Source organism: Pseudonocardia wallangbongensis (assembly GCF_054486945.1).
Map to the genome: position 1 here is coordinate 177,483 of NZ_JBRERS010000014.1, position 24,985 is coordinate 202,467.

The 24,985-nt window shown below is 71.2% G+C and carries 18 protein-coding genes; 17 read left to right on the forward strand and 1 reads right to left on the reverse strand.

The annotated features are described in order from the left end of the window. Positions 1–28 precede the first annotated feature (28 nt). Together ACU436_RS35850 and ACU436_RS35855 are read left to right on the forward strand one after the other, a co-directional pair. Positions 29–475 carry a hypothetical protein gene (locus ACU436_RS35850; protein WP_459031525.1) on the forward strand — a complete coding sequence of 149 codons (447 nt, stop codon included), beginning with the start codon at positions 29–31 and terminating at the stop codon, positions 473–475. Further along, positions 472–3,090: a M48 family metalloprotease gene (locus ACU436_RS35855; protein ID WP_459031526.1), complete on the forward strand. Its 2,619-nt coding sequence runs from the start codon at positions 472–474 to the stop codon at positions 3,088–3,090. The genes ACU436_RS35850 and ACU436_RS35855 overlap by 4 nt, the downstream gene beginning before the upstream one ends. 129 nt (positions 3,091–3,219) lie before the next feature. Here ACU436_RS35855 and ACU436_RS35860 read toward each other — a convergent pair whose 3' ends face one another. Beyond that, entirely contained in the window at positions 3,220–3,885 is a 666-nt protein-coding gene (locus tag ACU436_RS35860; protein ID WP_459031527.1) for a hypothetical protein, read from the reverse strand. Positions 3,886–4,084: 199 nt separating this feature from the next. Between ACU436_RS35860 and ACU436_RS35865 the strand changes: the two genes are divergently transcribed. The 15 genes from ACU436_RS35865 (at position 4,085) to ACU436_RS35935 (ending at position 24,974) form a co-directional block, all read left to right on the forward strand. After that, the gene (locus tag ACU436_RS35865; protein ID WP_459031528.1) at positions 4,085–6,847 is read left to right on the forward strand and encodes a helix-turn-helix transcriptional regulator; all 2,763 of its coding nucleotides are present in this window, start codon (positions 4,085–4,087) and stop codon (positions 6,845–6,847) included. 136 nt (positions 6,848–6,983) lie between these two features. Then, complete coding sequence (locus tag ACU436_RS35870) at positions 6,984–7,379, forward strand: hypothetical protein (protein WP_459031530.1); 396 nt, start codon at positions 6,984–6,986, stop codon at positions 7,377–7,379. Positions 7,380–7,390: 11 nt separating this feature from the next. Then, a complete protein-coding gene (locus ACU436_RS35875; protein WP_459031531.1) occupies positions 7,391–8,014 on the forward strand; it encodes a DUF4255 domain-containing protein in 624 nt (207 codons plus the stop codon). 1 nt (position 8,015) lies between these two features. After that, positions 8,016–9,020: a hypothetical protein gene (locus ACU436_RS35880; RefSeq protein ID WP_459031532.1), complete on the forward strand. Its 1,005-nt coding sequence runs from the start codon at positions 8,016–8,018 to the stop codon at positions 9,018–9,020. Positions 9,021–9,040: 20 nt separating this feature from the next. Continuing rightward, positions 9,041–10,498, forward strand: a complete 1,458-nt coding sequence (locus tag ACU436_RS35885; RefSeq protein ID WP_459031533.1) for a phage tail sheath family protein — start codon at positions 9,041–9,043, stop codon at positions 10,496–10,498. A 17-nt stretch (positions 10,499–10,515) separates the two neighbouring features. Further along, positions 10,516–10,953: a phage tail protein gene (locus ACU436_RS35890; protein WP_459031534.1), complete on the forward strand. Its 438-nt coding sequence runs from the start codon at positions 10,516–10,518 to the stop codon at positions 10,951–10,953. A 4-nt stretch (positions 10,954–10,957) separates the two neighbouring features. After that, positions 10,958–11,395 carry a phage tail protein gene (locus ACU436_RS35895; protein ID WP_459031535.1) on the forward strand — a complete coding sequence of 146 codons (438 nt, stop codon included), beginning with the start codon at positions 10,958–10,960 and terminating at the stop codon, positions 11,393–11,395. A 19-nt stretch (positions 11,396–11,414) separates the two neighbouring features. After that, positions 11,415–11,585 carry a DUF5908 family protein gene (locus tag ACU436_RS35900; RefSeq protein ID WP_459031536.1) on the forward strand — a complete coding sequence of 57 codons (171 nt, stop codon included), beginning with the start codon at positions 11,415–11,417 and terminating at the stop codon, positions 11,583–11,585. A gap of 5 nt (positions 11,586–11,590) precedes the next feature. Further along, complete coding sequence (locus ACU436_RS35905) at positions 11,591–12,292, forward strand: CIS tube protein (protein WP_459031537.1); 702 nt, start codon at positions 11,591–11,593, stop codon at positions 12,290–12,292. Then, on the forward strand, positions 12,289–14,028 hold the full coding sequence (vgrG, locus tag ACU436_RS35910) for a type VI secretion system tip protein VgrG (RefSeq protein WP_459031538.1): 1,740 nt from the start codon (positions 12,289–12,291) through the stop codon (positions 14,026–14,028). The genes ACU436_RS35905 and vgrG overlap by 4 nt, the downstream gene beginning before the upstream one ends. 10 nt (positions 14,029–14,038) lie before the next feature. Beyond that, a complete protein-coding gene (locus ACU436_RS35915; RefSeq protein ID WP_459031539.1) occupies positions 14,039–14,308 on the forward strand; it encodes a PAAR domain-containing protein in 270 nt (89 codons plus the stop codon). Between the two features lies 1 nt (position 14,309). After that, positions 14,310–14,762 (forward strand): GPW/gp25 family protein, encoded by a 453-nt coding sequence (locus ACU436_RS35920; protein WP_459031540.1) that lies wholly within the window; start codon positions 14,310–14,312, stop codon positions 14,760–14,762. Next, on the forward strand, positions 14,759–18,358 hold the full coding sequence (locus tag ACU436_RS35925; RefSeq protein ID WP_459031541.1) for a baseplate J/gp47 family protein: 3,600 nt from the start codon (positions 14,759–14,761) through the stop codon (positions 18,356–18,358). The genes ACU436_RS35920 and ACU436_RS35925 overlap by 4 nt, the downstream gene beginning before the upstream one ends. After that, complete coding sequence (locus ACU436_RS35930) at positions 18,355–21,210, forward strand: hypothetical protein (RefSeq protein ID WP_459031542.1); 2,856 nt, start codon at positions 18,355–18,357, stop codon at positions 21,208–21,210. The genes ACU436_RS35925 and ACU436_RS35930 overlap by 4 nt, the downstream gene beginning before the upstream one ends. Further along, entirely contained in the window at positions 21,210–24,974 is a 3,765-nt protein-coding gene (locus tag ACU436_RS35935) for an Ig-like domain-containing protein (RefSeq protein WP_459031543.1), read from the forward strand. The genes ACU436_RS35930 and ACU436_RS35935 overlap by 1 nt, the downstream gene beginning before the upstream one ends. Positions 24,975–24,985 lie beyond the last annotated feature (11 nt).

A 24,985-nucleotide genomic window follows, 5' to 3' on the forward strand; every position in this document is an offset into this window, starting at 1 on the left:
TGTGACCCAAGACGTTGGAAGGCGGCAGGTGGTCCTCGAGCTCGCCGAGCTGGTCCTCCAGCGCACCGCCCCAGACGAGGTGCCCGAACTCCCCGACGTCGCCGAGGAGTACTTCGCAGACCCGCAGGCAGTGCTCGCGGCACGCGAGTCGGACGAGCCGCTGGGCTTCGGCCTCGAGCTGGCCATGCTCGCCCCGATAGTGCTCGCCATCGCCACACCGGTCGTGGGGTTCCTCGGCGACATCGCCAAGGATCTTATGAAGGACGCGGCGAAGCCGCACGTCAACGAGGCGGCCCGGCGGCTGCTGCGCAGGCCGCAGCAACCGCCTGCCGCGTTGATGCTAAGCCCGCAGCAGGCGCGGACGATCCGCGACAACGCCCGCTCCCAGGCGATGACGCTGGGCCTTTCCGAACAGCAGTCTGCGCTCCTCGCCGACGCGATTGTGGGCTGTCTCGCGGTTGGCGCACCCCGGTGACGGCCGACGCGCCGACCCGGCCCGAGCGCGTGCCGTTGCGGGTGACGGGCCTGCCCCGGTCAACAACCACGCAGTTCGTGCTGCTTGTGGTGAGCATCCTCGCTACGGGCCTGTTTGTCGGCACGGCGGTGCACAACTCGGTCGCCGGGGCCGCCTGGGACGCCGCGTACGCGCGCTGCGCCGCGGCGAGCACGGCCCAGCAGGGCGGACCCGAGCAGCAGTGGGCCGTGCTGCTGGCCTGCGTCCAGCCGGCCGAGGCGGTGCGCGTGAGCTACGCACTCGGCGCGGCCGTCCTGGTCGCGATCGGTGCCGTAGCCGTCGTCATCGCCACGCCGCCGCTGCTGATCCGACGCCGAAAGCTGCGGCCGCTCGCCGACCGCCACGCCGACGCATTGACCCGGATGACAGCGTTCGCGTGGCAGGCTCGGCTCCGCCGCGCGCCGGAGTTCCTGCGCGGTCCGTCGACGCTGCGCGAGCCGTTCTGCTTCGGCCGCCCCGGCCGGTACCGGATCGTGGTCCCTACCAAGCTGCTGAGTCGCGGCGAGGAGCCCGACGTCGAGTCGGTGATCCGGCATGAGCTGGCGCATATCGCCCACGGCGACGTCGTCCTGTCCTGGCTCGCCCGCGGGGCGTGGTACGCCCTCGCGCCAGCGCTGTTGCTGCCCATCGTCGCCGCGGCCGTGGTGGGCGAGGTCGATGCGTTGCCGAGCTACCTGTGGCAGGCGGTGGTCGTCGGCGCCGTCGTTGTCCTGGTCCAGCGGAGACTGCTGCGGGCTCGCGAACACGACGCCGACCTGGCCGCGGCGTGGGCGGGCGGCACCGGCGCGCTCCTCGGGGTGCTGAGCCGGGTCCCGAGTAGGCACAGGGGTGTGCTGCAGCGGCTCGCGGGGCACCATCCCGATCCTGTGCTCCGCATCGCGGTCCTGGACCGGCCTGAGAAGGCGGTGGATACGTCGTTCGCCGACGGCGTGGTCACCGCGTTCCTGGCGGCACTCCTCCTGCCGGTCGTCAACGGTCTTCTGGTCACGATCGTGCTCGGCGACGTCGACCTGACTGCATGGGTTCCGGTGATCAGCGCGGCACTGATCGGGGTGCTTCTGGGCGGGACGATCGGGATCGCCGTCTGGCGGCAGGCGCTCGTCGCGCGGGCCGCCGGCACGGCGCTGCACACCGGACCGCTCGGCGCGGGTGTGCTCCTCGGCGCAATCATGGGCCAGGTCGTGTCGTTCGCGAGTATCGGTCTGGACGGAGTCGCCGGGTACCGCGACCCGTGGACGGTCCTCGTGCTGGCCGTCCTCCTCGCGAGCGCCACGGCGCTCGTCGCGGCGCTCGGCAGCATCGGGGCAGACTCCGCTGCCCGTTTCGGACCACGGGCGTTCTGGCTGGTCGCGATGACCCTCGCAGCGCTCGTGCTCGGCCTCGCGACGTGGGCAGCGCGACTCCTGCAGACCGCGCTCGACCTCGGTGGACGCGCGCTCGGGGTGCTCGTGGTCCAGTACGCGCTGGCGACCCCGACCGTCACGGCGGCCGGCGTACTGATCGGTGGCGCGGCCCTCTGGGGAGTGGCCGCAGGCCGCCGCGGGTTCGTGGCACCCGCCTGGCTGATCCCGCCCGGGGCCCGGCTGACCAGACCCCCGCTACCCCCGAAGACTGGTGTCGTGCTCGCGGTCGGCGCGGTATGCGGGCTGGTCGGCGTCGTCGTGACCGTCGGGTTCCGCGCGCTGGGGCTGCCGGCCGATCCGGCGGCGCTCGAGCAATGGCTCTTCGCGGTGACACTTGTCGCCGCGGGGGTGGGCGCCGCTGCCGCGTGGTCGCTTGGCCTGCTGCACGGCGAGCACGGGCTCGGCGTAGGGCTGGCGGCCGTACCCGTCGCAGCGCTGGTAACGGGCATGGGCTACATCGCGCTCAACACCGTACGCGGCGGCGCCCTGCTGCCGGGCTTCGTGTTCGGGATCCTGACCCGGGACATCGCGGTGGCGCTGGTCGTCGTGCTCGCCACGGCCTGGCTCTCACTCGTGCCCCGCCCGGTCGCCACGCGATCGATGCGGACTGCGACGATCGCGATCGGAGCCGTGCTCGCCACGGTGACGGCCATCGGCGGCGTCGCGGCGTGCGCACCGGCGATCACGCCATCAGGGCAGGCCGGCCCGGGGCAGATCGGAGGTCCCGCGGTCGCCGCCTCCGCGGACCAGCCCTCCCCCACCGCCATAGCCCCGCCCGCTGAACGCGCGTTCCCGGAAGACATCGAGGACTACAAGGAACGGCTCGCGCCCGCGCTGTTCGTCCCGCGGATCGACCTCAACACCCTCGCCGGGGAGATCGACGACGACCGGACGCTGACCCTCGCAACGAAGGCGCAGCGGCTGCGGACGGAGATCCTCGAACCTATGCGGCGGTTGCTGGTGGGCGCGCGGGCCTACGTGCCGCCCGGCGAACCCATCACATCGGTGCACGCCATGATCGTCAGCTCCTTCGAGCACGGTGTGGAGGCCTACGAGGCGTTCGTGCGGGCCTTCGAGCGCAACAGCCGCGACGAGCTGAACGAAGGTCGCAGACTGCTGGAGCTCGAGGCGCCCGAGCGCCGGGCCTGGATCGACGCCTACCAGGCGATGTAGCGAATGTGAGCTGTCGACTGCGAGCAAGAAGCTCGAGTACGTCGACCGGACGATCAGATTGGGTCGGCTCGCGCTCGGTCAGGTAGCCGTTGACCACGGACACACCGAGGAGACGGCGCGCTGCGTCTGCTACAGGCTGTCGAGCACGAGCTTTGTCGTGCTGCACGGCAGCATGTCCGCGCGCCGGCCGGGGACACGGAGCGCCGCACGCAACAGGTGCGCTATCAGCAGGGCGTCGCGGGGCTCGGTGCGGATCGCGATCTCCAGGGTCTCGTGGCCGGGCCATGTCCACCGCTGGACGGCCACGGGGAGGCCGTCGAGCACGGACGTCCATCCGGTGGCCATGACCGGGCCGCGCAGCACGAGCCGGTCGAACGGCACTGGCATTGGGCAGTAGTCCATGACGAGGTTGCGCTGCAGCACCGACCACATGACGTCGCCGGGGTCGGACCCGAGCCGGTCGAGGTCGTGCGTCAAGGTCAGGACGTCGACGTGGTCCACCGGTAGGACGTCAGCCTGCACCGTCCAGTCGACGGTGACGGTCATGGAGTGGCTGGCGGAAGCGGTCATCGCGAACCACCGGTCGGGCAATCCCTGCCGGCGCAGCGGGCGCAGGACGACCGCGGTGTCGCGACGACCGGGCCCGGCGCGGACGCGCAATGACACGCCGGTGTCGAGCAACGGATGGCGGCGACGGGGTTGGTCGAGCTCACCGAAGAAGATCCGGGCGGCCCAGGGTGGCCTTTCCGTCGCCCGAAGCGCCGCAGCGGCGAGGCCGGCGTCACGGCCGGTCACGGCCGCCTTCACCGTGATGGCATCGCACCGCGCTCGCCCGTCTGGCACCACTACACCGTTTGCTGCCATCTCCCTTGCCGCATCCGGCATCTCCCCACGTCCGGCCCGGTGTATCACGGCGCGTAACCGGAGACTCAGTTAACGCAGAGCAATAACCCGGCGACCATCAGTCGTGGCGGTGCGGAGGGAGCACGGGAGCATGCGCAGCGCAACGACCGCGCACCCGACCTCCTTCGTCGGCAGGCACCGCGAGTGCAGCCTGCTCGATGGGCTGGTCGCCGCCGCCCGAACGGGAGGCAGCGCCGTCGCCGTCATCGGCGAGGCGGGTATCGGCAAGTCGACGCTGCTCGACCGTGCCGCAGCGAACGCAGCTGAGATGCGGGTGCTGCGAGCGTCGGGGGCCGAGTCCGAGACGCTTTTGGCGTTCGCGGGGGCAGCAGACCTGCTTCTGCCGATCCGCGATCACTTCGCGGGCCTGCCCGACGTGCAGCGAGAGGCGCTGGAGATCAGCCTCGCGCTGCGATCGGGCACCGTGACGAGTCCGCTGGCGGTCTGTGCCGCGGCGCTGGGCGCGCTGGCCGCCGCCGGGGAAGAGACACCGCTGCTGATCCTCGTGGACGACTTCCAGTGGCTCGACCCCCAGTCCCAGCAGCTGCTCCTCTTCATCGCGCGCAGGGTCGCCACCGAGCGAATGACGATCATCCTCACGATGCGGACCGACAGCGACCCGTCCCCGATCCCGCTCGAGCTAGCCACGCTCCACCTTCCGGGGCTGTCCGTCCCGGAGGCCCGGGAACTGGCCACCGCCCTGGACGTCACCATCACCGATGCGGTACTCGATCAGCTCGTCGACCGGACGGCTGGCAATCCGCTGGCCATCGTCGAAACACTCACCGCCGCCCCGCCCAGTTCCCTGTCGGAGCGGAGTTTTCGAGATCCCGAGATCGGACCCTCGCTGCGCAGGGCCTGGTCGTCGGTCGTCAGCGGCTTCGCCGCGCAGACCGCAGTAGCGCTCTTCACCGTCGCGGCGAGCCGTTCGGCCGATCCGGTCGATCTCGAGCCGGTGCTCGACGACCTCGGGCTCACCCTCGCCGACCTCGCACCGGCAGAGCGGGCTACGTTGCTGGCCGTCCGACCGGAACGGATCGAGCTGCGGCATCCCCTGGTCCGCGATGTCGTCATCGCTCACACTCCGGTCGTCGAACAGCTCCGGGTCTACCGGGCCCTCGCAGGCCGTGCACACGGCCACCTCCGGGCGTGGTATCTGGCCGCCTGCACCGCCGCCCCGGACGACGACGTGGCCGCACTGCTGGCCGCCGCCGCGGCCGAGGCCCGAGACCGGGGCGATCACCGGACCTCCGCCCAGACCTGGGGACGCGCTGCCGACTTCACCTTCACCGGCCGCACCCGAGCCCAGCGATTCCTGTCGGCCGCGACGGAGGCACTCCTGGGCGGAGACTCCCGTTCGGCCATATCCAGGTGCGAGGACGCGGCCCAGATCGACAACGATCCCCGATTCACCGCCGACGTCGAGATCGTCCGGGCGCGGGCACACGTCCTCGCGGGCCGGACCCGGCGAGCGGTGGACGTCCTCACGCGGGCGGCAGAGGCCATCGCTGCAACCGACTCGGCCGCAGCCGCTCACCTCTACGCCGAGGCCGTCTTCCCCTGCGGGATGTCCGGGCGCGTCGCCGAAATGCAGGACATCGCCGACCGTTGCCTAGCCCTAAACGGCGCGGACCGCCCCCCGTTACCTGTCGCCGCGAGCGCGGCGGCCGCCTTCGCCGTCGGTGGCCGGATACCCGAGTCCCGAGCAATCGCGGACGTCATCGACGTCGCCACCCCACTGCTGTGGGACCTGCACTTCCTCTTCTTCGCCGGGACGGCGCACATCCTGATCGAGCAGTTCGACCGCGCCGGCGCCGTCTTACGGCACGTCGTGGACGTCGCACGGCGAGCAGGGGCACCGATGACGCTGGCCGCCACCCTGACGACTTGTGCCCAGCTCGGGTGGTGGACGGGGACGTGGACGCAGGGCTACGCCGACGGGGCGGAGGCCCTGCGCTGGGCCGAGGAGCTCGAACAGCTCGGGATCGTCGGTGTGGCGGAGGTGAACCTGGGTCGCATCGACGCCGCGCGCGGCGACTCGGCGCGGTGCCGGCTGCGGATGGACCGCGCACGCCAAGCCGCCGACGCGTACGAGCTCGGCAGCATGGAGGTCTACGTTCCCGCCGTCCTCGGGCTCGACGCGCTCGGGTCGGGTTCCACCGACGAGGCCGTCGACCACCTCGACCGGGCCTGGACGGCGGCACGGGCAAGCGGCCTCGCCTGCCCCACAGCCGTGCCGTTCGCCGGCGACCTGATAGAGGCCCACATCAGGGCGGGCGACCACGACACGGCGCACGCGGCCTTGCGCTGGGCCACCGACGAGGCGGCGGCGACCGGGCTCGCCTTCGCGCTGGCGGTCGTCGAGCGCTACCGCGGCCTCCTCGCCACCGACCTCACCACGGCACGCGCACACTTCGCCCGGGCGCACGCCGCACACGACCGCGTGCCCGTCCCCTTCGAACGCGCCCGCACCCTGCTCTGCGAGGGCGAGAGCCTGCGCAGGCTCCGGCGGCGCTCCGCCGCCCGCTGGCCCCTCCGCGAGGCCCTGCGGATCTTCGACCAGCTCGGCGCCCAGCCGTGGTCGGCGCGCGCGGGCGTCGAGCTGGAGGCGTCGGGGATCAGCCACGTCCCGGCGGCCGGCCCCGGCGCGTCCATCGATTCGCTGACCCCGCAGGAGTTCCAGACCGCCCGCCTCGTCGCCGAGGGGCTCAACAACGTCGAGGCCGCCGCCGCGCTGTTCCTCTCCCGCAAGACCGTTGAGGCGCACCTGTCGCGGGTTTACCGGAAGCTCGGTCTGCGCTCGCGCGCCGATCTGGCCCGGGTCTTCGCCGACCACGTCCAGGCCGATCGCTGACCGTTACCGACCGCGGGCCGAGGGATCTCCCCGATGCCGCCGTGGGCGACCCGGTGCTGCACTTCGTCCCGACCGTCAGGGCCGTCCACGACACCTGCCGCACCCGCCGACCGGCGCCCCCGGAGTAGGAAGCCCCATGACTGAGAAGCTGACCTGGAACGTCACCGTCACCGCGGCGGGCGGCCCCCGGCTCGCACAGGGTGGGGACCTCGTGGTCGACGCCTACGACAAGATCAGCGTCGTGGTGCCCGCCAACAGCGCGACCACGGTGGACCTCGGCCCGACCGACGTCGGGCGCATGACGTGCCTGGTCATCGCGCCCGCGAAACCGGCCAAGGAGCTCACCTACGACGTCGGCAGTGTCACGGTCGTGCTGGACTACCCCCAGTTCCTGTTCGGGGGAGCCGTCGGCCTCACGGGCAACCCGTCGAAGCTGACGCTCAAGAACGCCGGCGCCGCCGAGGCGGCCGTGTCGATCTTCGTCGGTCGCACGGCGATCAACCCACCCCCACCGCCCCCACCAAACCCCTGACGGCCACGGCAATGATCGCCCATGCGCTCACGATCGTCCGGAACGAGCTCGACCGGCATCTGGCGACGTTCGGCGGGAACGCGCCGCACGCCGAGCTGGGGAACGTCGGGGACGTCGGTTCCGGCCAGCCCGCGAACGGCGCGACGCGGGAGAAGATGCTCCTCTCGGTCGTGAACGTCCAGGAGGAGCACACGCTCAAGAACGTGCCCGCCTACGTGCGCGACGACGTCACGCACCGGGTGCGCTACCAGAACCCGCCCACCTTCCTGAACCTCGCGGTGCTGGTCGCTGCGACCCACACGAAGTACCAGGACGCGCTGCTGTCGCTCTCGCGGACGCTGACGTTCTTCCAGTTCCGCACCGTGTTCACCCCCGAGAATGTCGACCCGCGGTCGCTGCTCGACGGGGCGCCGGTGAACGACCTCGACCGGCTCGTCGAGTTCAAGCTGATCTTCAACCTGTGGTCGCCCAGCCTCGAGGAGGTCAACGACATGTGGGGGATGCTTGGTGGCAGGCAGTTCCCGTTCGCCCTGTACTCGATGCGGATGCTCGAGCTGAGGTTCGAGAGCGTCGAGCGCGAGGGCGGGCTGATCACCGAGGTCGTCAACCGCTTCACCCGGCAGCCGGTGCACTGACGTGGTCGAGTCGGTCCGAACCCGGTACGCGGGCCTGTTCGAGGTCCGCGTGCTGCACCACTACTGGCTCGACGACGGCGAGGTCGCGTTCGACGCCATCCCCGACCAGGCCGTGCGGGCCCGGCGGCTGCGGGACTACGACGTCCGCCGATTCCTCGCGGTCGAGCCCGGCCCGGCGACCGCGGCCGCGATTGCCGGGCTCCGCGGTGTGTTCCGGACGAGCGGGCTCGGGTTCCTCGTGGCCGTGCCCGACGACGCCGTCGTCGCGCCCGACGCGCGCTTCGAGTTCTTCCTCACGGTGACCGCTCCCGACTTCTCCGTCTACACGGCGCAGACCCTGCGCCCGCATCCCGTCGTCGAGGTCACCGATCCGGCGACCCGCGCTGTCCACCGCTACAAGGCCGATGTGCCGGTGCTGACGAACCTCACCGGTGCTGCCCGCGGGTCGCGGTTGTTCCTGTCGCGGGAGTATCCCGGCACCGCGAAGGCCGTGGAGGACATCGTCCTGTCCGACGACGAGCTCCGCCAGGCGACCGGCGACGCGACGGGAGACCCGCCGACCCCGCCGTTCCGCGTGCTCGGCCCGAAGGACGACCACCCGGTGTACGTCCACCAGGCCGATGCGCCGCCGATCGTCCCACCGGCCGGCGCGACCGGCGCGCCGGCCCGCGGCGTCGCCTTGACACCGGGCGCACCGCCCACCGTCGCCGCCGTGGTCCGGCTGGCCGCGCGGCGTGGCGACGCGTTCGGGCTCGTGCGTGCCGACGGAACGCCGCGGACACCCGCACCCGTGTTCGAGATCCACTTCCAGAACCGGTGGACCACCTGGAGGTACCGCAAACGCAGCGACGGATCGGTCACGTCGACCGAGGCCGCCCCGCGGCCGCTCACCCACTTCGTCGGGGCCGGCACGAAGCGGAGGCCGTCGACCGCCGCGATCACCGTCGAGTTCGACGGCACCGAACCGGCGAAGGTCGCCCGGCTCGTCTCGGAGATCCACACCTAGCCGACCAGGAAAGGACGGTCATGGCCACCACGTACAAGACACCTGGCGTCTACGTCCAGGAGATCCCGACGTTCCCGCCGAGCATCGCCCCGGTCGACACGGCGATCCCGGCCTTCGTCGGCTACACCGAGAAGGCGACCGACAGCGACGGCCAGAGCCTCACCCTGCGGCCGAAGCGGATCGAGTCGCTGGTCGAGTACGCGCAGTTCTTCGGCGGCGCCCAGCCCGAGGACGCGATCACGGTCACGATCGACGAGGTCAAGACGCCGCCGCCCGGCCAGCCGGTCGGCGTGACCGTCACGACGGCCCTCGACGAGGCGGACCGCTCGAAGCACATCATGTTCTACGCGTTGCAGCTGTTCTACGCGAACGGCGGCAAGTCCTGCTATGTCGTCTCGGTCGGGACGTACAAGGCCGTCGGCGACGCCCTCGTCCTGACCGAGCTCGACAAGGGGCTCCCGGAGCTGAAGAAGGTCGACGAGCCGACCCTGATCGTGATCCCCGAGGCGCAGGCGCTGAGCCGCCCCGACTTCGCCACACTGCAGAACAATGCGCTCAAACAGTGCGCTGAACTCCAGGACCGGTTCGTAATCATTGATATTCACGGCGACGGCCTGTCTCTGTCGGACTCCAAGACAAATCTGATAACGGCCGTCGACAACTTCCGTGGCCTGGGCCTGGACAACCCCAAGTACGGCGCCGCCTACGCCCCCAACCTCGAGACAGTCCTCGACTATGTGCCCGACGAGGCGCAGACCACGATCAAGCACACGGTCGACGGCCAACCCGGTCCCTACGACGGCAAGCTTCTCTCGGACCTGGCCGACGCCACCAACAGCGCCACCCACAACAACGAGCTGTACGAGCGGGCCAAGGCGGCGATCCGCGACCGGCCGCTGAAGCTCCCGCCGAGCCCGGCGATCGCCGGCGTCTACGCCAGGGTCGACGCCGACCGGGGCGTGTGGAAGGCGCCGGCGAACGTCGTCCTGAACGCAGTGGTCAAGCCGACCATCGAGTTCTCGAACACCGAGAACGACGTGATGAACGTCGACCCCACGGGGGGCAAGTCGGTCAATGCGATCCGCCCGTTCACCGGCAAGGGAACCCTCGTATGGGGTGCCCGGACGCTCGCCGGCAACGACAACGAATGGCGCTACGTCAGCGTGCGCCGGTTCTTCATCTTCGTCGAGGAGTCGGTCAAGAAGGCCACTGAGAAGTTCACCTTCGAGCCCAACGACGCCAACACCTGGGTGAAGGTCCAGGGAATGATCGAGAACTTCCTCACCACCCAGTGGCGGGCGGGGGCGCTGCAGGGCATCAAGCCCGAGCACGCCTTCTACGTGGCCGTCGGACTCGGAAAGACGATGACCGCGCTCGACATCCTGGAGGGCCGCATGATCGTCGAGATCGGCATGGCCGCCGTGCGCCCGGCCGAGTTCATCGTGCTGCGCTTCTCCCACCTGATGCCCCAGAGCTGACACCGACGGAGGTTGGCATGCCGCAGGAATACCCGATCCCCCGCTTCCACTTCCAGGTCGACTGGGGCGGCTCGAAACTCAGCTTCACCGAGGTCACCGGCCTCGTGATGGAGCGCGAGAAGATCGAGTACCGGCACAGCGACAGCCTGGACCTCTCCAAGATCGCGATGCCCGGCCTGGTGAAGAACAACAACATCACCTTGAAGCGCGGCAAGTTCGAGGGCGACTTCGACTTCAACGCGTGGCTCGAGCTGGTCGCCAACGAGCGCGCCGAGGGGCGTCGGGACGTGATTATCCGGCTGCTCAACGAGAAGCACGAGCCGGTCGCGGCATGGACGGCGGCGCGCTGCTTCCCGGTGAAGGTCACCGCGCCCGACCTGAAGTCTGACGCCAACGAGGCCGCCATCGAGAGTCTGGAGATCGCCCACGAGGGCCTCAAGCTGATGAAGATCTAGGACGATGACGGCCTACTACCCGCTCTGGGGGTTCTTCTACAAGGTCGAGTTCGAGGCGAGCAAGGAGCCGAACGAGGCCCGCTTCCAGTCGGCCTCGGGCCTGAGCGTCGAGTACGACGTCGAGGAGTACAAGGAGGGCGGGGAGAACCGCTTCACCCACAAGCTCCCGATGCGGACGAAGTACGCCGACCTGGTGCTCAAGCGGGGAATGCTCACCGGCTCGGAGACGGTGCAATGGTTCCTCGCCGCGTTCCGGGACCGGGCGTTCGAGCCGAGGACGGTGAACGTGATCCTCATGAACGAGAAGAGCGAACCGCTGCGGACCTGGAACGTGGCGCGCGCGGTGCCGAAGAAATGGTCCGTGAGCGACCTCAACGCCAACGAGAACGCGATCGTCGTCGAGACGCTCGAGATGACCTACCAGTACTTCACCGTCAGGTGAGGGCCGACGGGAACCCACCATGCCGATCGAGATAAAGGAACTGCACGTCCGTGTGTCGGTGACCGCCCCGGCCGGGGACCGGCCGGCCGGCGCGCCGGGCCCCGAACCGGACGCCGATGCCCGGCACGCCCTCGTCGCCGAGTGTGTCGACCGGGTGCTGCAGGTCCTGCGCGACCAGCGGGAGCGCTGATCGACGTGACCGCGACCGGGAAGCTCGAGAAGATGCTGATCCTCGCCTTCGAGACGTCGGAGAAGGCCGAGTCCGGCGGCCGGACCGAGGCCGCGGAGTCGTTCGAGGCGCTGATCAACCCGGAGACCTACACCCTCGATTACAAGGTCAAGACCGACAAGACACAGGGATCGGGCACGAGCGGGACGCAGCTCAAGTTCGCCTACACCCTGCCGAACGAGCTGACCTTCGAGTTCCTGTTCGACAACACCGGGCTGATCGACGGGCAACCGAAGCCCGACGGCGTGTTCGACGACGTCGATGCGTTCCGCAAGCTGCTCACCGAGTACCGCGGCGCCTCGCACGAGCCGTACCACCTCAAGCTCGTCTGGGGGAACCTGCTGTTCAAGGGGCGGGCGGTCGAGGTCGGCATCACCTACAAGCTGTTCAACCCCGACGGCCAGCCGATCCGGGCCGTCGTGCGGGTCAAGTTCAACGGCTCGGTCGAGGAACGCAAGCGCATCGCGCTGGAGAACCGCCGGTCGCCCGACCTCACCCAGCGCCGCACGGTCCGGCCCGGCGACACGCTGCCGCTGCTCTGCGGTGAGGTGTACGGCGAGCCGCGCCACTACCTGTTCGTCGCCGCGGCCAACCGGCTCGACAACATCCGGTTCCTCGACGTCGGCCGGGCGCTCGTGTTCCCCCCGCTGCCGGCGGAGGCACGATGACCTCGACGATCCCCCTCCCGACCACGCCGGACGTGTGCTCGGTCAGCGTGCTGATCGGCGGCGCGGAGATCTCCGGCGAGTTCCACGTGCTGTCGGCATCGGTGTCCTCCGAGCTCAACCGGATCCCCGCGGCCTCCCTCCAGCTGCGCGACGGCGAGGCGGCGAGGCAGACGTTCGCGGTGTCCGACACCGACCACTTCCTTCCCGGCAAGGAGATCGAGATCAGGCTCGGCTACCGGGGCGAGGCCGAGACGGTGTTCACGGGGATCATCGTGAAGCACCGCATCCGGGTGCGCCCGGACGCCACGTTCCTGTCGCTGGAGTGCCGCGACAAGGCGGTCCGGATGACGAGCGGCCTGAAGAGCCGCTACTTCACCGACACCACCGACGGCGACCTCCTCGACGAGCTGATCGGTGGCTACGGCCTCACCCGCGACGTGGCGGCCACCACGCCGTCGCTGCGGGAGGTGGTCCAGTACGACGCCACCGACTGGGACTTCCTCGTGTGCCGGGCCGAGGCGAACGGCCACGTCGTCGCCGTCCGCGCCGGGAAGATCACCGTCGGCCCGCCCGCGGTCGGCGCCGCGCCGGTCGTCACCACGCAGTTCGGCGCGACCGTTCTCGAGCTCGACGCCGAGATCGACGCCCGCTGGCAGGTGAAGGGCATCACGGCGACGGCGTGGAACGCCGCCGACCAGGAGGTCGTCGAGGCCGAGGCGGCCGAGCCGTCGGTCACCGCGAGCGGCAACCTGACGCCGGCGGCGCTGGCCGATGTCTTCGGCGGCGAACCGCACGTGCTGCGCCACGGCGGCCGGCTCAGCGAGCCGGAGCTGCAGGCATGGGCCGACGGGCGCCTGCTCCAGGACCGCCTCGCGAAGGTGCGGGGCCGCGTGCGCTTCCAGGGGTTCGCCGGGGTCGCGGCCGGCGACGTGGTCGAGGTCGCCGGCATCGGCGGCAGGTTCGCGGGCACGCAGTACGTGACCGGCGTGCGCCACACGTTCACCGGCGGCAACTGGACGACCGACGCCGCCTTCGGCCTCAGCCCCGAGCTGCACGCGAGCACCTACCCCGTCACCGCGCTGCCCGCGGGCGGCCTGCTGCCGACCGTGAACGGGCTGCAGATCGGCGTCGTCACGGTGCTGGCGGACGACCCCGACGGCGAGGGCCGGATCAAGGTCCGCCTCCCGCTCGTCAGCGCCTCCGACGAGGGGGTGTGGGCGCGCCTGGCCACGCTCGACGCGGGCAAGGACCGCGGCACGTTCTTCCGGCCCGAGATCGACGACGAGGTGGTCGTCGGCTTCCTCGACGGCGACCCCCGCTCCCCCGTGGTGCTGGGCCAGTGCCACAGCAGCGCCAAGCCGGCCCCCGAGCCGGCGCGGGACGAGAACCACGTGAAGGGCTTCGTCAGCCGGTCGAAGATGAAGCTCACGTTCGACGACGACGCGAAGACCGTCGTGCTCGAGACCCCGGCGGGCAACCGGCTGACCCTGTCCGAGGACGAGAAGTCCGTGTCGCTGGCCGATCAGAACGGCAACACCGTGACGCTCGACGACGGCGGGATCACCCTCACGAGCGCCAAGGACCTGACCCTCACGGCGGCGGGTGACGTGAAGGTCGAGGGCGCCAACATCTCGCTCGCGGCGAAGGCGGCCCTCAAGGCCGCGAGCCAGGCGAACGCGGAGATCAGCGCCGGGGGTGTCCTGACGGTCAAGGGCTCGCTGGTCCGGATCAACTGAGGAGACAGACGTGTTCCCAGCCGCACGCGTGACCGACCAGATCGTGAGCCCGGCGACGCAGGGCGCCCCCGTGCCGATCGTTCCGCCGGGCGAGCCCACCGTTCTGGTCGGCGGCCTGCCCGCGGCCACCCTGGGCGCGGGTTGCGGTGCCGATGCCGTCGTCAAGGGCTCGGGAACGGTGCTGATCGGCGGCAGGCCCGCCGCCCGCGTGACCGACCCAACCGCGGGCGGCGGCCTCGTGATCCCGCCCGGCGCGACGACCGTGCTGATCGGGGGGTGACATGGCCGACGACCGCGGCTTCCTGGGACGTGGCTGGTCGTTCCCGCCCACCTTCGACCGGCCGACGGGCGTGCGGATGCTCGAGCACGAGGCCGACATCGTCTCCAGCCTGCACATCCTGCTGTCCACCGCCCGAGGGGAACGGATCATGGTCCCGGAGTACGGCTGCAACCTGGACGAGCTCGTGTTCGAGAACCTCGACACGCGCCTGCGCACCCTCATGGCCGACAAGATCGAGTCGTCGATCCTCTATCACGAGCCCCGCATCGACCTGGAGCAGGTGAGCGTCGACGCGGATCCTGAGGCCCCGCTCGACGGGCGCGTGCTGATCGGCGTCACGTATCGCGTCCGCGCCACCAACTCACGCTTCAACGTCGTCTTCCCGTATTACACCCAGGGCGAGGGCACCGACATCGACCCGGACACGGTCCGGATCCTCCCGGAGACGCCATGAGCTGCGGGTGCGGCGGTGGCACGGACCCGCGCGCGCTCGTCCGCGAGGGCACCCACCAGGGGCGGCGCGCCCTCCCGGCGCTCGACCCGTCGCACGTGCCGGTCGACGAGCGCCGGCCCGAGCACGCGATGGTGTTCGCCGCGCGGTACGCGGCGTACCTGCCCTACGTCGGCCTCGACAACGCGCCCGAGCCCGGGCGCACGTGGGCGGAGTTCTTCGCCTCCGGTGTCACGGCCCGGCTCGCCGTCGCGGCGGTCGAGGACGTCGCCACGTACCGCACGACGGTGACCGACCACCTGCGGCCGCTCCAGAACCCGGAGCCGACGGCGTCCGGCGCCGACCTGATCGCATCGCTCGCGGCGGTGTTCGACTGCCTCGCCACGCTGGCGCTGCGGCTCGACGAGCTGAAGGCGGGGCTGCCGGGCGATCACGCCCTGCGGGCCACCCTGAGCAACCTGGTCCGGGCCCGGCTGAGCCCGGCGCTGCGGCAGCTGATCGGCTACCACCTGGCCGGCCGGGAGCTCAGCGTCGTCGACCCGGCAGCGCCACCGATCGACGCGCAGGTCCTGGGCGGTCCGCTCCTCTCCTTCGCCGCGCTGCTGACCGATCACCGCCTCTCCCTCGACTGGTACGAGGGCTCGGATTGGGAGGCGTACAAGTCGATCGGCGACCTGACCCCGTACCGGAGCGCCTATGGGACCGGCGCGACGGTCGTCGACCACATCAACCACCTCGGCACGCACAACCTGTTCACCGCGGTGTGCGAGACCTTCCTCGGCGGGTTCGCGCGCGTGGTCGAGGACGCCCGCGCCGCCCTGCGGGCCCGGTTCGCGGAGAGCGGGCACGCGCCGCACTACGCGCTGTTCCTGGCGTTCCTGCAGCTCTTCGAGTACGCACGCGCCGAGGCCAACACACTCACGCAACAGCACCTGGACTTCTACTACCGCCGGGTGCTGCGGCTGGCGGAACGCCCGGCCGAGCCCGGCCGCGCCCGCGTGCTGGTCCAGCTCGCCAGACAGGCCACGACGCATCTCGTGCCCGCGGGCACCCGCCTGCGGGCCGGCAAGGACGACAGCGGTGCCGACGCCTTCTTCACCGTCGACCGCGACCTCGTGGCCAACCAGGGTGCCGTCGCCGAGCTGAGGAGCCTCTACCGGCACCGCAACACGACGGAGTCCGAGACCCTGCCGAACGTCGACGGCTGGATCTTCGCCCGGACCGTGACCGGCACGGGCGAGCCGTGGCACCCGTTCGCCGCCAAGACCTACGCGGACGGAAGCCTGACGGCGATCGACATGCCCCCTGCCGACGTGGGCTTCGCGATCGCGTCCCACTACCTGTGGCTGGCCGAGGGCGAGCGGACGATCGACGTCGTCGTAAAGACCGCCGAGCCGTTCGGGACCGATCGCACCGTGGACCTCACCTGCCAGCTCACGACGGAGAAGGGCTGGCTGAGCACGCCGGCTACCTCGCTCGAGCCGCCGGCCAAGGGCGAACCCGACCCGGCCACCACGGCCCGCCTGCGGGTCGTCGTCGGGCGCGACGCCCCGGCGATCACGCCGTATGCCGCGAAGGTCCACGGTGGTGCGTTCGACACCGCGCTGCCGATGCTCGTCGTCCGGGTGCGTCACCGGTCCGACGCCCCGTGGGGCTCGGCCAACCTCCGTGCGGTGACCGTCGAGGCCATCACGCTGAGGGTCGCCGTCAAGGAGATGCGGACGCTCGCCGTCTCCACCGACTCCGGCCCGGTCGACACCGCCACGCCGTTCCCGGCCTATGGGGCGGCGCCCGCGGCGAACAGCGCGCTGGTGATCGGGTCGAAGGAGGTGTTCCAGAAGGAGCTCGACACGCTGACGGTCGACACGACGTGGATGGCGAAGCCGTTCGCCTTCACGAGGTCGGCGACCGACCCGATACCCGTCGTCCAGCCCGAGTACCTGACGGGCGGAAGGTGGGCCCCGCTCGAGTTCCTCCCCACTCCGCCGGAGCTCCCGATGCGGAAAAGCGCAGCCGTCGATGACACGACCTACCTGTTCTCGCTGGCCACCGTCGGCCCACCCCCGGTCACCGTGCCCGATCTGACCGCCGACGTGCCCTACTCGACGGTGAGCCGGCACGGCTTCGTCCGGCTGCGTCTCAGCGCCGGGTTCGGGACCGACGCCTACCCGGCCGCCCTCGCCGCCTACCTGCTCGGACGCAGGAAACGGGTGCCAACTGCCCCCGTCGTCCCGGTCGCACGTTCGCTGACACTGTCCTACACCGCCACCCAGAAGATCGCGTTGCAGACGTCCGACGATCCGGCGCGCGGCCGGTTCTTCCACGTCACACCCTTCGGGCACGCGGAGCCGCGCACGGCCGCGCCGCTCGTGCCGCGGTTCCTGGCCGGCCCGGACGAACCGGCCGACGGCGAGCTGTACATCGGGGTGCGCAGCCTGGCGCCGCCCCAGAACCTGGCCCTGCTGTTCCAGGTGGCCGACGGCACGGCCGACCCACTGGTCGTCAAGCCCGAGAACCACCTCCGCTGGAGCTACCTGCGCGGCGACGCGTGGGTCCCGTTCGCAACCCACGCCGTCGACGACGGGACGGACGCGCTGCTCGCCTCCGGCATCGTCACCCTCGCGATCCCCGCCGACGCGACCACCGAGCACACGCTGCTCCCCCGGGGCCTGCACTGGGTCCGCATCGCGGTCGCGTCGGCGCCCGACGCCGTGTGCCGGCTCGTCACGATCGCCGCGCAGGCGCTCACCGCGACGTCCACGGGCGGCTCGTCCCCGCCCGGCACGATCACCAAGCTCGACCGGCCCGACGCCGCCGTGAAGGGCGTGACCCAGCCGTTCCCGGCGTTCGGTGGGCGGCCGGCCGAGTCCACCGGCGCGTTCGCCACCCGGGTCAGCGAGCGCCTGCGACACAAGGACCGGGCGATCGCCCTGTGGGACTACGAGCACCTGATCCTCGAGGCGTTCCCGGCGATCTTCCAGGCGCGCTGCCTGAACCACACCCGGTACGAGCCCGACGTCTACGACGAGCTGGCGCCCGGCCACGTGACCGTCGTGACGATCCCGGACCTCGCTGAGCCCGATCCGCGCGACCCGCTGCGTCCGTACACCAGCCTGCGCGTGCTGGGCGAGATCCACCGGTTCCTCGCCGAGCGGATGTCGTGCTTCGCCACCCTGCACGTGCGCAACCCCCAGTTCGAGGAGGTGCGGGTTGCCCTGCGCGTCCGGTTCCGCGCCGGGGTCGACGAGACGTTCCACCGCAACAGGCTCAGGACCGAGATCACCGGGTTCCTGTCGCCGTGGGCCGTGCGCGGCAGCGCCCGCCCCACGTTCAACCGCACGATCCACAAGTCGGTGATCGTCGACTTCGTCGAGGAGCGGCCCTACGTCGACCACGTGAGCGACGTCCACCTGTTCCACCGGTTCCCCGGCGTCACCGGGGACGGGCCCGACCTGGAGAAGGTCGTCGGCTCGCGGGCGATCTCGATCCTCGTCTCGGCGCCGTCGGGCCACCACTGCGTCACGCCGATCCCGTCCGGTCAGACCCTCGCCGCCGAGCCGTGCGCCTGCGGGCCCTCCACGGGGGTGGCGGGCCGATGACGTCCCCGGGTCAGGACTTCCACCGGCTGCGCCGCGAGGGCATCGACCACATCGCGCGGTCCGGGAGCGACGCGTGGACCGACTACAACACCCACGACCCGGGCATCACGATCCTCGAAGCGCTTGCGTACGCGATCACCGAGCTCACGTACCGGACGCGGTTCCCGATCGAGGACATCCTCGCCTCGGCGGTGGGCACCCCCGACCCGGACGACCCCTACCCCGGCCAGCCCTTCTTCCCGGCGCGTTCGGTCCTCACCGTCAACCCGACCACCGTCGACGACCTCCGGCGCCTGCTGATCGACGTCGACGAGGTCCGCAACGCCTGGGTGCGCGAGCCGGCGTGCGGCTGCGACGCGCCGCTCTTCGCGTGGTGCGAGAACGGCGAGCCGGTGCTGTCGCACGACCCGGCGCAGCGCGGCGACCCCGACGCCGAGGTGACGCCGATCGTGCCGCGCGGCCTCTACGACGTGCTGCTCGAGCTGGAGGCCGACCCGACGCTCGGCGATCTCAACGACCGCAGGATCACGCGCCGCCGGGCCGTGGACGCCGACGGGCGGAGGCACCTCCTGACGATCGAGACGCGCTTCCCGCCGTGGGATCTCGCGCGGCGCGACGAGCAGCGGCTGCTGGCCGGCGCGGAGCCGTCCAGCGTCACCGTCACCGTCACCAACCTGACCCGCACGACCACCGGGACCGCCCGGGTGACCGACGCAGAGCTGCGCGATCACTGGTTCGACGCGTTCTACGCCGACTTCACGATCGGGCTCGTCGGGAACCCGCCGATCATCATCGAGAACGTCGCGGTCCGGCGGTTCGGCGACAACGCCGTGCGCCGCGCGACCAGGGTCGACGACGTGATCGGCATGCTCGGCGACGGCACGGCGGAGGGCTTCGTCGAGCCGTACCGGCAGAAGTCGGCGCTGGTCGACCAGGCGATCGACAAGGCACAGGCCGTGTTCGCGGCGCACCGCAACCTCGACGAGGACGTCTGCCACGTCGACCTGGTCGAGATCGTCGACGTCGCCGTCTGCGCCGAGGTCGAGGTCGAGCCCACCGCCGACATCGAGCTCGTGCAGGCGAAGATCTGGTCCGAGATCGAGCGCCATCTGCAGCCGCCCGTCGAGTTCCGGTCGCTGCAGGAGCTGCTCGACCGAGGCGTGCCCGTCGAGACGATCTTCAACGGACCGGAGCTGCGCAACGGGTTCCTCGCCGCGCAGGAGGCCCCCGCCGCCGAGGTGCGCGGCTCGGACATCATCGCCCGGCTGATCGGCATCCCCGGCGTCATCGACGTCGCCGACCTCGTCCTCACCGCCTACGACGCGCTCGGCACCCCGGTCCCGGGCGCGGCCTGGCTGCTGCCCCTGCGACCCCACGAGCGACCGAGGCTGCACCGCGGGCTGTCGCGGTTCGGCTTCGTCAGCGGCGGGCTCCCGTTCCTGCCGCGCCTCGACGAGGCGGAGGACTCCCTCGCGCAGCTGCGCGGCCAGGCCGCCCGGCCGAAGCTGCGCGCCACCGAGCTGGACCTGCCGATGCCGACCGGCCGCACCCGCGCGGTGGAGGACTACTTCCCCGTCCAGCACAGCCTCCCGCTCGTCTACGGCACCGGCCCGGCCGGGCTGCCGTCGACCGCCACCGAGCTGCGCAACGCCCAGGCCAGGCAGCTCACGGCGTACCTGATGGTCTACGAGCAGCTGCTGCGCAACGGCTACGCCCAGGTCGCGCACGTCGGCGACCTGTTCTCCCTGGACCCCGGTATCAACCGGACCTACTTCACGGGGACGGTCGGAACGCCGCCGATCACCGGGCCCGACGCGGCCACCGTGCAGGGGCTGGTCGAGTCGGAGGCCGAGTTCCACGAGCGCCGCAACCGGTTCCTCGACCACGTGCTCGCCCGGTTCGGCGAGGGCTTCGGCGAGTACGCCCTCCTGCTCACTGATCTGGAGGGCCGGGCAAGGGCGAGCGAGGGCCTCGCGCGCGACAAGATCGACTTCCTGCGCGCGTTCCCGCGGATCAGCCACGACCGCGGCAAGGGGATCGACCGCGCCGTCGACGTCGCCGACCCCGGCAACCGCTCGGGCCTGCAGCAGCGGGTCGAGCTGCTGCTCGGACTGCCGGAGGATCTCCGGCGCGGCATCGTGGTGGAGCACCTGCTGCTACGCCCGAAGTTCCCCGGCGACGCCCTCTTCCCGGTGTCGGCGGAGGGCTCGTGCTGCGCTGCCGACCCCTACTCCTTCCGCCTCACCTACGTGCAGCCCGGTTGGACGGCACCGTTCAGCACGAACATCACCCTGCGCCGGTTCGCCGAGCGGACGATCCGGGAGCAGACGCCGTCGCACCTGCTGGTCAAGACCTGCTGGGTCGACGACGACCCGTTCGCCCGCTTCGAGGAGGCCTGGCACAAGTGGGCGGGGGCGGACGCCGCGATCGACTGGACGCAGGAGCGCCTGCAGGAGACGGTGCTCGAACTGCTCACCGCCGGCGCGCCGACGGCCGGCCACCAGCAGCTGTGCGCGACCGCCGCGACGATCCTCACTGTCGTCGGCACCCATTTCCACGGGTGGCTGAGCGGCCACGTCGCCGCCGGCACCCCGCCCGAGCACCTGCCCGTCTTCGACCCCCCGCCCCTGCCCGCTGACCTCACCGTCGAGGCGGGCGTGGCCGCCGCGATCGACACGCTGCTGAGGCAGCGGTACGCCACCTACACCGACGTCTCGTACCGGCTGCACGAGCTGCTGGGCGAGCTCGGCGCACTCCGCAACACCTATCCGCACGCGACCCTCCACGACTGCGACGCGGGCTCCGACGTCAACCCCGTCCGGCTCGGACAGACGGCACTCGGGAGCAACTGATGGACATCACCGAACTCACCTACCCGGTCTTCGCCGCCAACCAGGTGCTCACCGACGCCCACCTGAACGATCTGTTCGAGTACCTCGACGAGCAGAACCGGCTGACCCGCGCCGACCTGATCGGCGTCGGCGTCGTCTGCGGGCTGGAGGTTGCGCTCGAGCAACCGGGCACCGTCCGCCTGTCCCGGGGCTGCGGGGTAACCTCGCAGGGCCACCTGGTCGTCGAGCCCGCCGACCTGACCCTCTCCCACGCCCGCGCGTACCCGCTGCCGGGCCCGTACCGCCCGTTCGTCAAGCCGGGCACCGACCCGGCGCAGCAGTACGACCTCTGGGAGATGTTCCCGGACGACGACGAGCCCGGGGCGGTTCCCCTGACCGACCCGCGGTTCACGCTCGGCCGGATGGCGGTCGTGCTGTTCCTGGAGCTGCGCACCGGCGACCTGCGCACCTGCGGCCCGAACAGCTGCGACGACCGGGGCGCCCGGGTCACTGCCACGCTCCGCCGCCTGCTGGTCGACGTCGCCGACCTCGACGCGGTGATCGCGGCCTCGCCCGCCTCCCCCGGAGCCGGGGTGTCCGGGCGCCTGCAGCTGCCCGACCTGCGGATGCCGCGCATCGACGTGCCGAACAGCGCTCCGGCGGCGGCGGAGGACGTGCTGCGTGCGTTCCAGGAGCCGTTCCGCCAGAACAAGCTGGTGCAGCGCACCGCCGCCGCGCTGACGGCGCTGTACCGGGCGTTCCGTCCGCTGGTCGGCGACGACTTCCCGAGCGACCCATTCGCCACCTTCACCAACAGGTTCGGGTTCCTCGACGCCCTGCCGGTGACGGCGGACCAGGTGCTCCTCCTGCCGTCCTACTGGGACCTGTTCGACGACCTCCTCGCGGCGTACGACGAGCTGCGGTGGAAGGGCGTCGACCTCATGTGCGCGTGCTGCCCGCAGGAGGATCTGTTCCCGCGCCATCTCATGGCCGGCGTCCTCGATCCGGTCGCGCACGACCCCGAGGCCTACCGCCACCGCTTCCTGCCCTCGCCCGCGGTCGGCGACTGCGAGGACCGCTCGCGAGAGGTGCGCGTCCTGTTCCGCCGGCTCGTGGCGATGCAGGCGAGCTTCACCGAAACGCCCCCGGACAAGGGCGTGCGGGTGACCCCGAGCCGCTGGGGCGACGTGCCCGTCTCGGCGAAGGCGATCCCCCGGTACTACGACCACGACGGCACCCCGCCGCTGTTCGAGCTGTGGGATCCCGAGAAGACGCGGCGCAGGCGGGCCAACCAGAACCTAGGTTACCGGGCCGACGAGTTCACCCCCACTCCCCCGGAGTTCGTCACCGACCCGCTGCGCTTCGATCTCGAACCGACCGGCTTCCTGCGGATTGAGGGGCACCTGGGCAGGAACGTGCGCGGCGTGCTCGACGCGCTGCTCTCGCTCAAGAAGAGCCATCGGCTGCCGATCGACGTGGTCGCCCTGCGCGCCGCGGTGTTCGACGAGAACGTCGACGTCGACCTCGGCGCGGACGACTGCCGCTTCCAGGACCTGGAGACGCTCTACGAGACGCTGAAGGCCGAGCTGATCTGCTTCCTCGTCAAGCAGGTGCAGTACTTCTACGACCTCCCGGCCCCCGGGCAGGGCGGCGAGCGGCCGATCGTCCCCGTGCTCGAGCTGCTGCGGACCCACGCGCCCGACTTCGTCGCCCGGCCCGGGACGCTGGGGCACTGGATCGAGAGCATGCTGGCCCGGAGGCCCGGCGGCCGCCTGGCCTTCCCCTTCCCGGGCCCCTTCCCGTTCCCGGGTCCCGCCCCCTTCCCGATCCCAGCCGGCGCCTTCTTCCCGATCGCGGTGTTCAGCCTGGTCGGCGCAATGTCCGCCCTCGCAGGCCGGCTCACCGACGACCTGCGCAAGATCGACTTACCGGACGTCGAGGAGCGCTACCGCGAGCTCGTCGAGATCGCCCGCCAGATCGAAGGCCTCCGCGGCCGCGGGGTCGACCACCCGGGCCTGTCGGACCGGCTCGACGACATCGTGTTCCGGTGCCGGCTCGACCCGATCCAGGCTCTGGTCAGGGAGTACCGGCGGCGCGTCCGTGACGTGAAGCAGGCGCAGTTCCTGGGGCACTTCCTCGAACGCCATCCCGGCATCGCGCACAAGGCGGGCGTGCCACTCGGCGGCACCTTCATCGTCGTCTACCACGAGCTCCCGCAGACGGGGGGAGACTCCCGGTCCGACCGCACGTCCGTCGAACCGGACGTGCTGTCCGAGGCTCTCGCCCGACTCCAGTATAAGGCGACCGTCGCCGACGACCCCGACGTCCAGCTCGTCTTCGGGGCGCTGACCGGGAAACAGCTGGTGTCGCGGACGCGGTCGTCGGACGTCGCCGAGCGGGCGTACGCCGACGCCGTCGCGAAGCTCGCCGACGGCACCGTGATCGCCGACTTCTTCCTGCCGTACCTGTGCTGCTCGGACTGCCCGCCGATCCAGTACCAGCTGCCCGCCTCCCGCGTGCAGGTCAGCGCGCGCACGGGCTGCACGAACGCGGAGGACCAGGCTGAGGCAACCGTCACCGTCACGGGCGCCGTCGGGACGACATCCGTCCAGGTCGACGGAGGCGCGTTCGCGGAGCTGACCGGCGCGATCCTGCTGGGGGCCGGCCCGCACACGATCCTCGTGCGCGACGCCGCCGGCAACGAGTCATCGCCGCTGCAGGTCACCGTCGCGGCGCGGCTGGAGATCGTCGGCCCCAGGGTGATCGACGGCGCCAGCACCTTCCACGTGGAGTTCGACGTGGCCGGCGGCACCCCGCCCTACGTCGCCGACCCGGGAACGGTCGTCGGCGTGACCTACACAAGCCCGGCGCTGCCGGTGGGCCAGGTGCTTCAGGTCGTGGTCACCGACGCCGCCGGCTGCCGCGTCGCGGACACGTTCCGGTCCGAATGCGACCTCCCGTGCAAGGGCGCGGCGATCCGGCAGGGCCATCGGTTCTGGCTCCCGGAGGCGCGGCCCGGCCTGCCGATCAACGACTACAGCCCCGAGGTCCGCCACTTCGTGATCATCGGCGAGGACGGCGCCGCGATCGAGTTGGACCCCCGAGAGGTCACCGCGGCCGTGCAGAGCCCGCGGACGACAACGGGGTCACCGCGCCCGATCCGCGCGACCGACTTCCTGCGGCTGGTCGAGAGGTGGCCGGAGGCGATCAACAGGCTGGTGGCCGACGCCGTCGGGTCGGACCAGTGGCTGCAACTCGAGTACGCCTCGCCGCCGGAGTCCGCCACGACAGGAACGCTGTACATCGACAGGCTCTCGTGCCTGGAGTTCACGTTCGCCCTCGTCGTGGCGTTCACGCAGGGACAGCGACGGCACGAAATCGAGCTCGTCTACGACGACTCCAGAGGGACGACCGCCGCCGACCGCCTCGAGGAGTCCGAGATCCACATCCCTCCGTTCGACGTGTCGACGTCGAACAAGTGCCGGCCCACCGAGCCGCCGGTTCGGCTGTGCGAGGACACCGACCTGAGGCTGGATTTCCGGCGCGAGGGCGCGGTCCCCGAGCGACTGGTCCTGCACGCCCTCTCGTCGGGCAGCGACCCAGCGACGGAGTACCTGTGGGAGATCACGGACGGGGTGCCGTCGGTTGCGGGCGGCGACCGGATCGCGGTGGCGTTCCAGCCGGTTCAGCCCGTCGAGAAGCTCGTGCGCCTGACGGCCTTCACCGAGAAGGGCTGCACGGTGACGGTCGAGCGGACCATCGACATCTCCGAGGGCGGTGGCTGAGGCGATGGCTG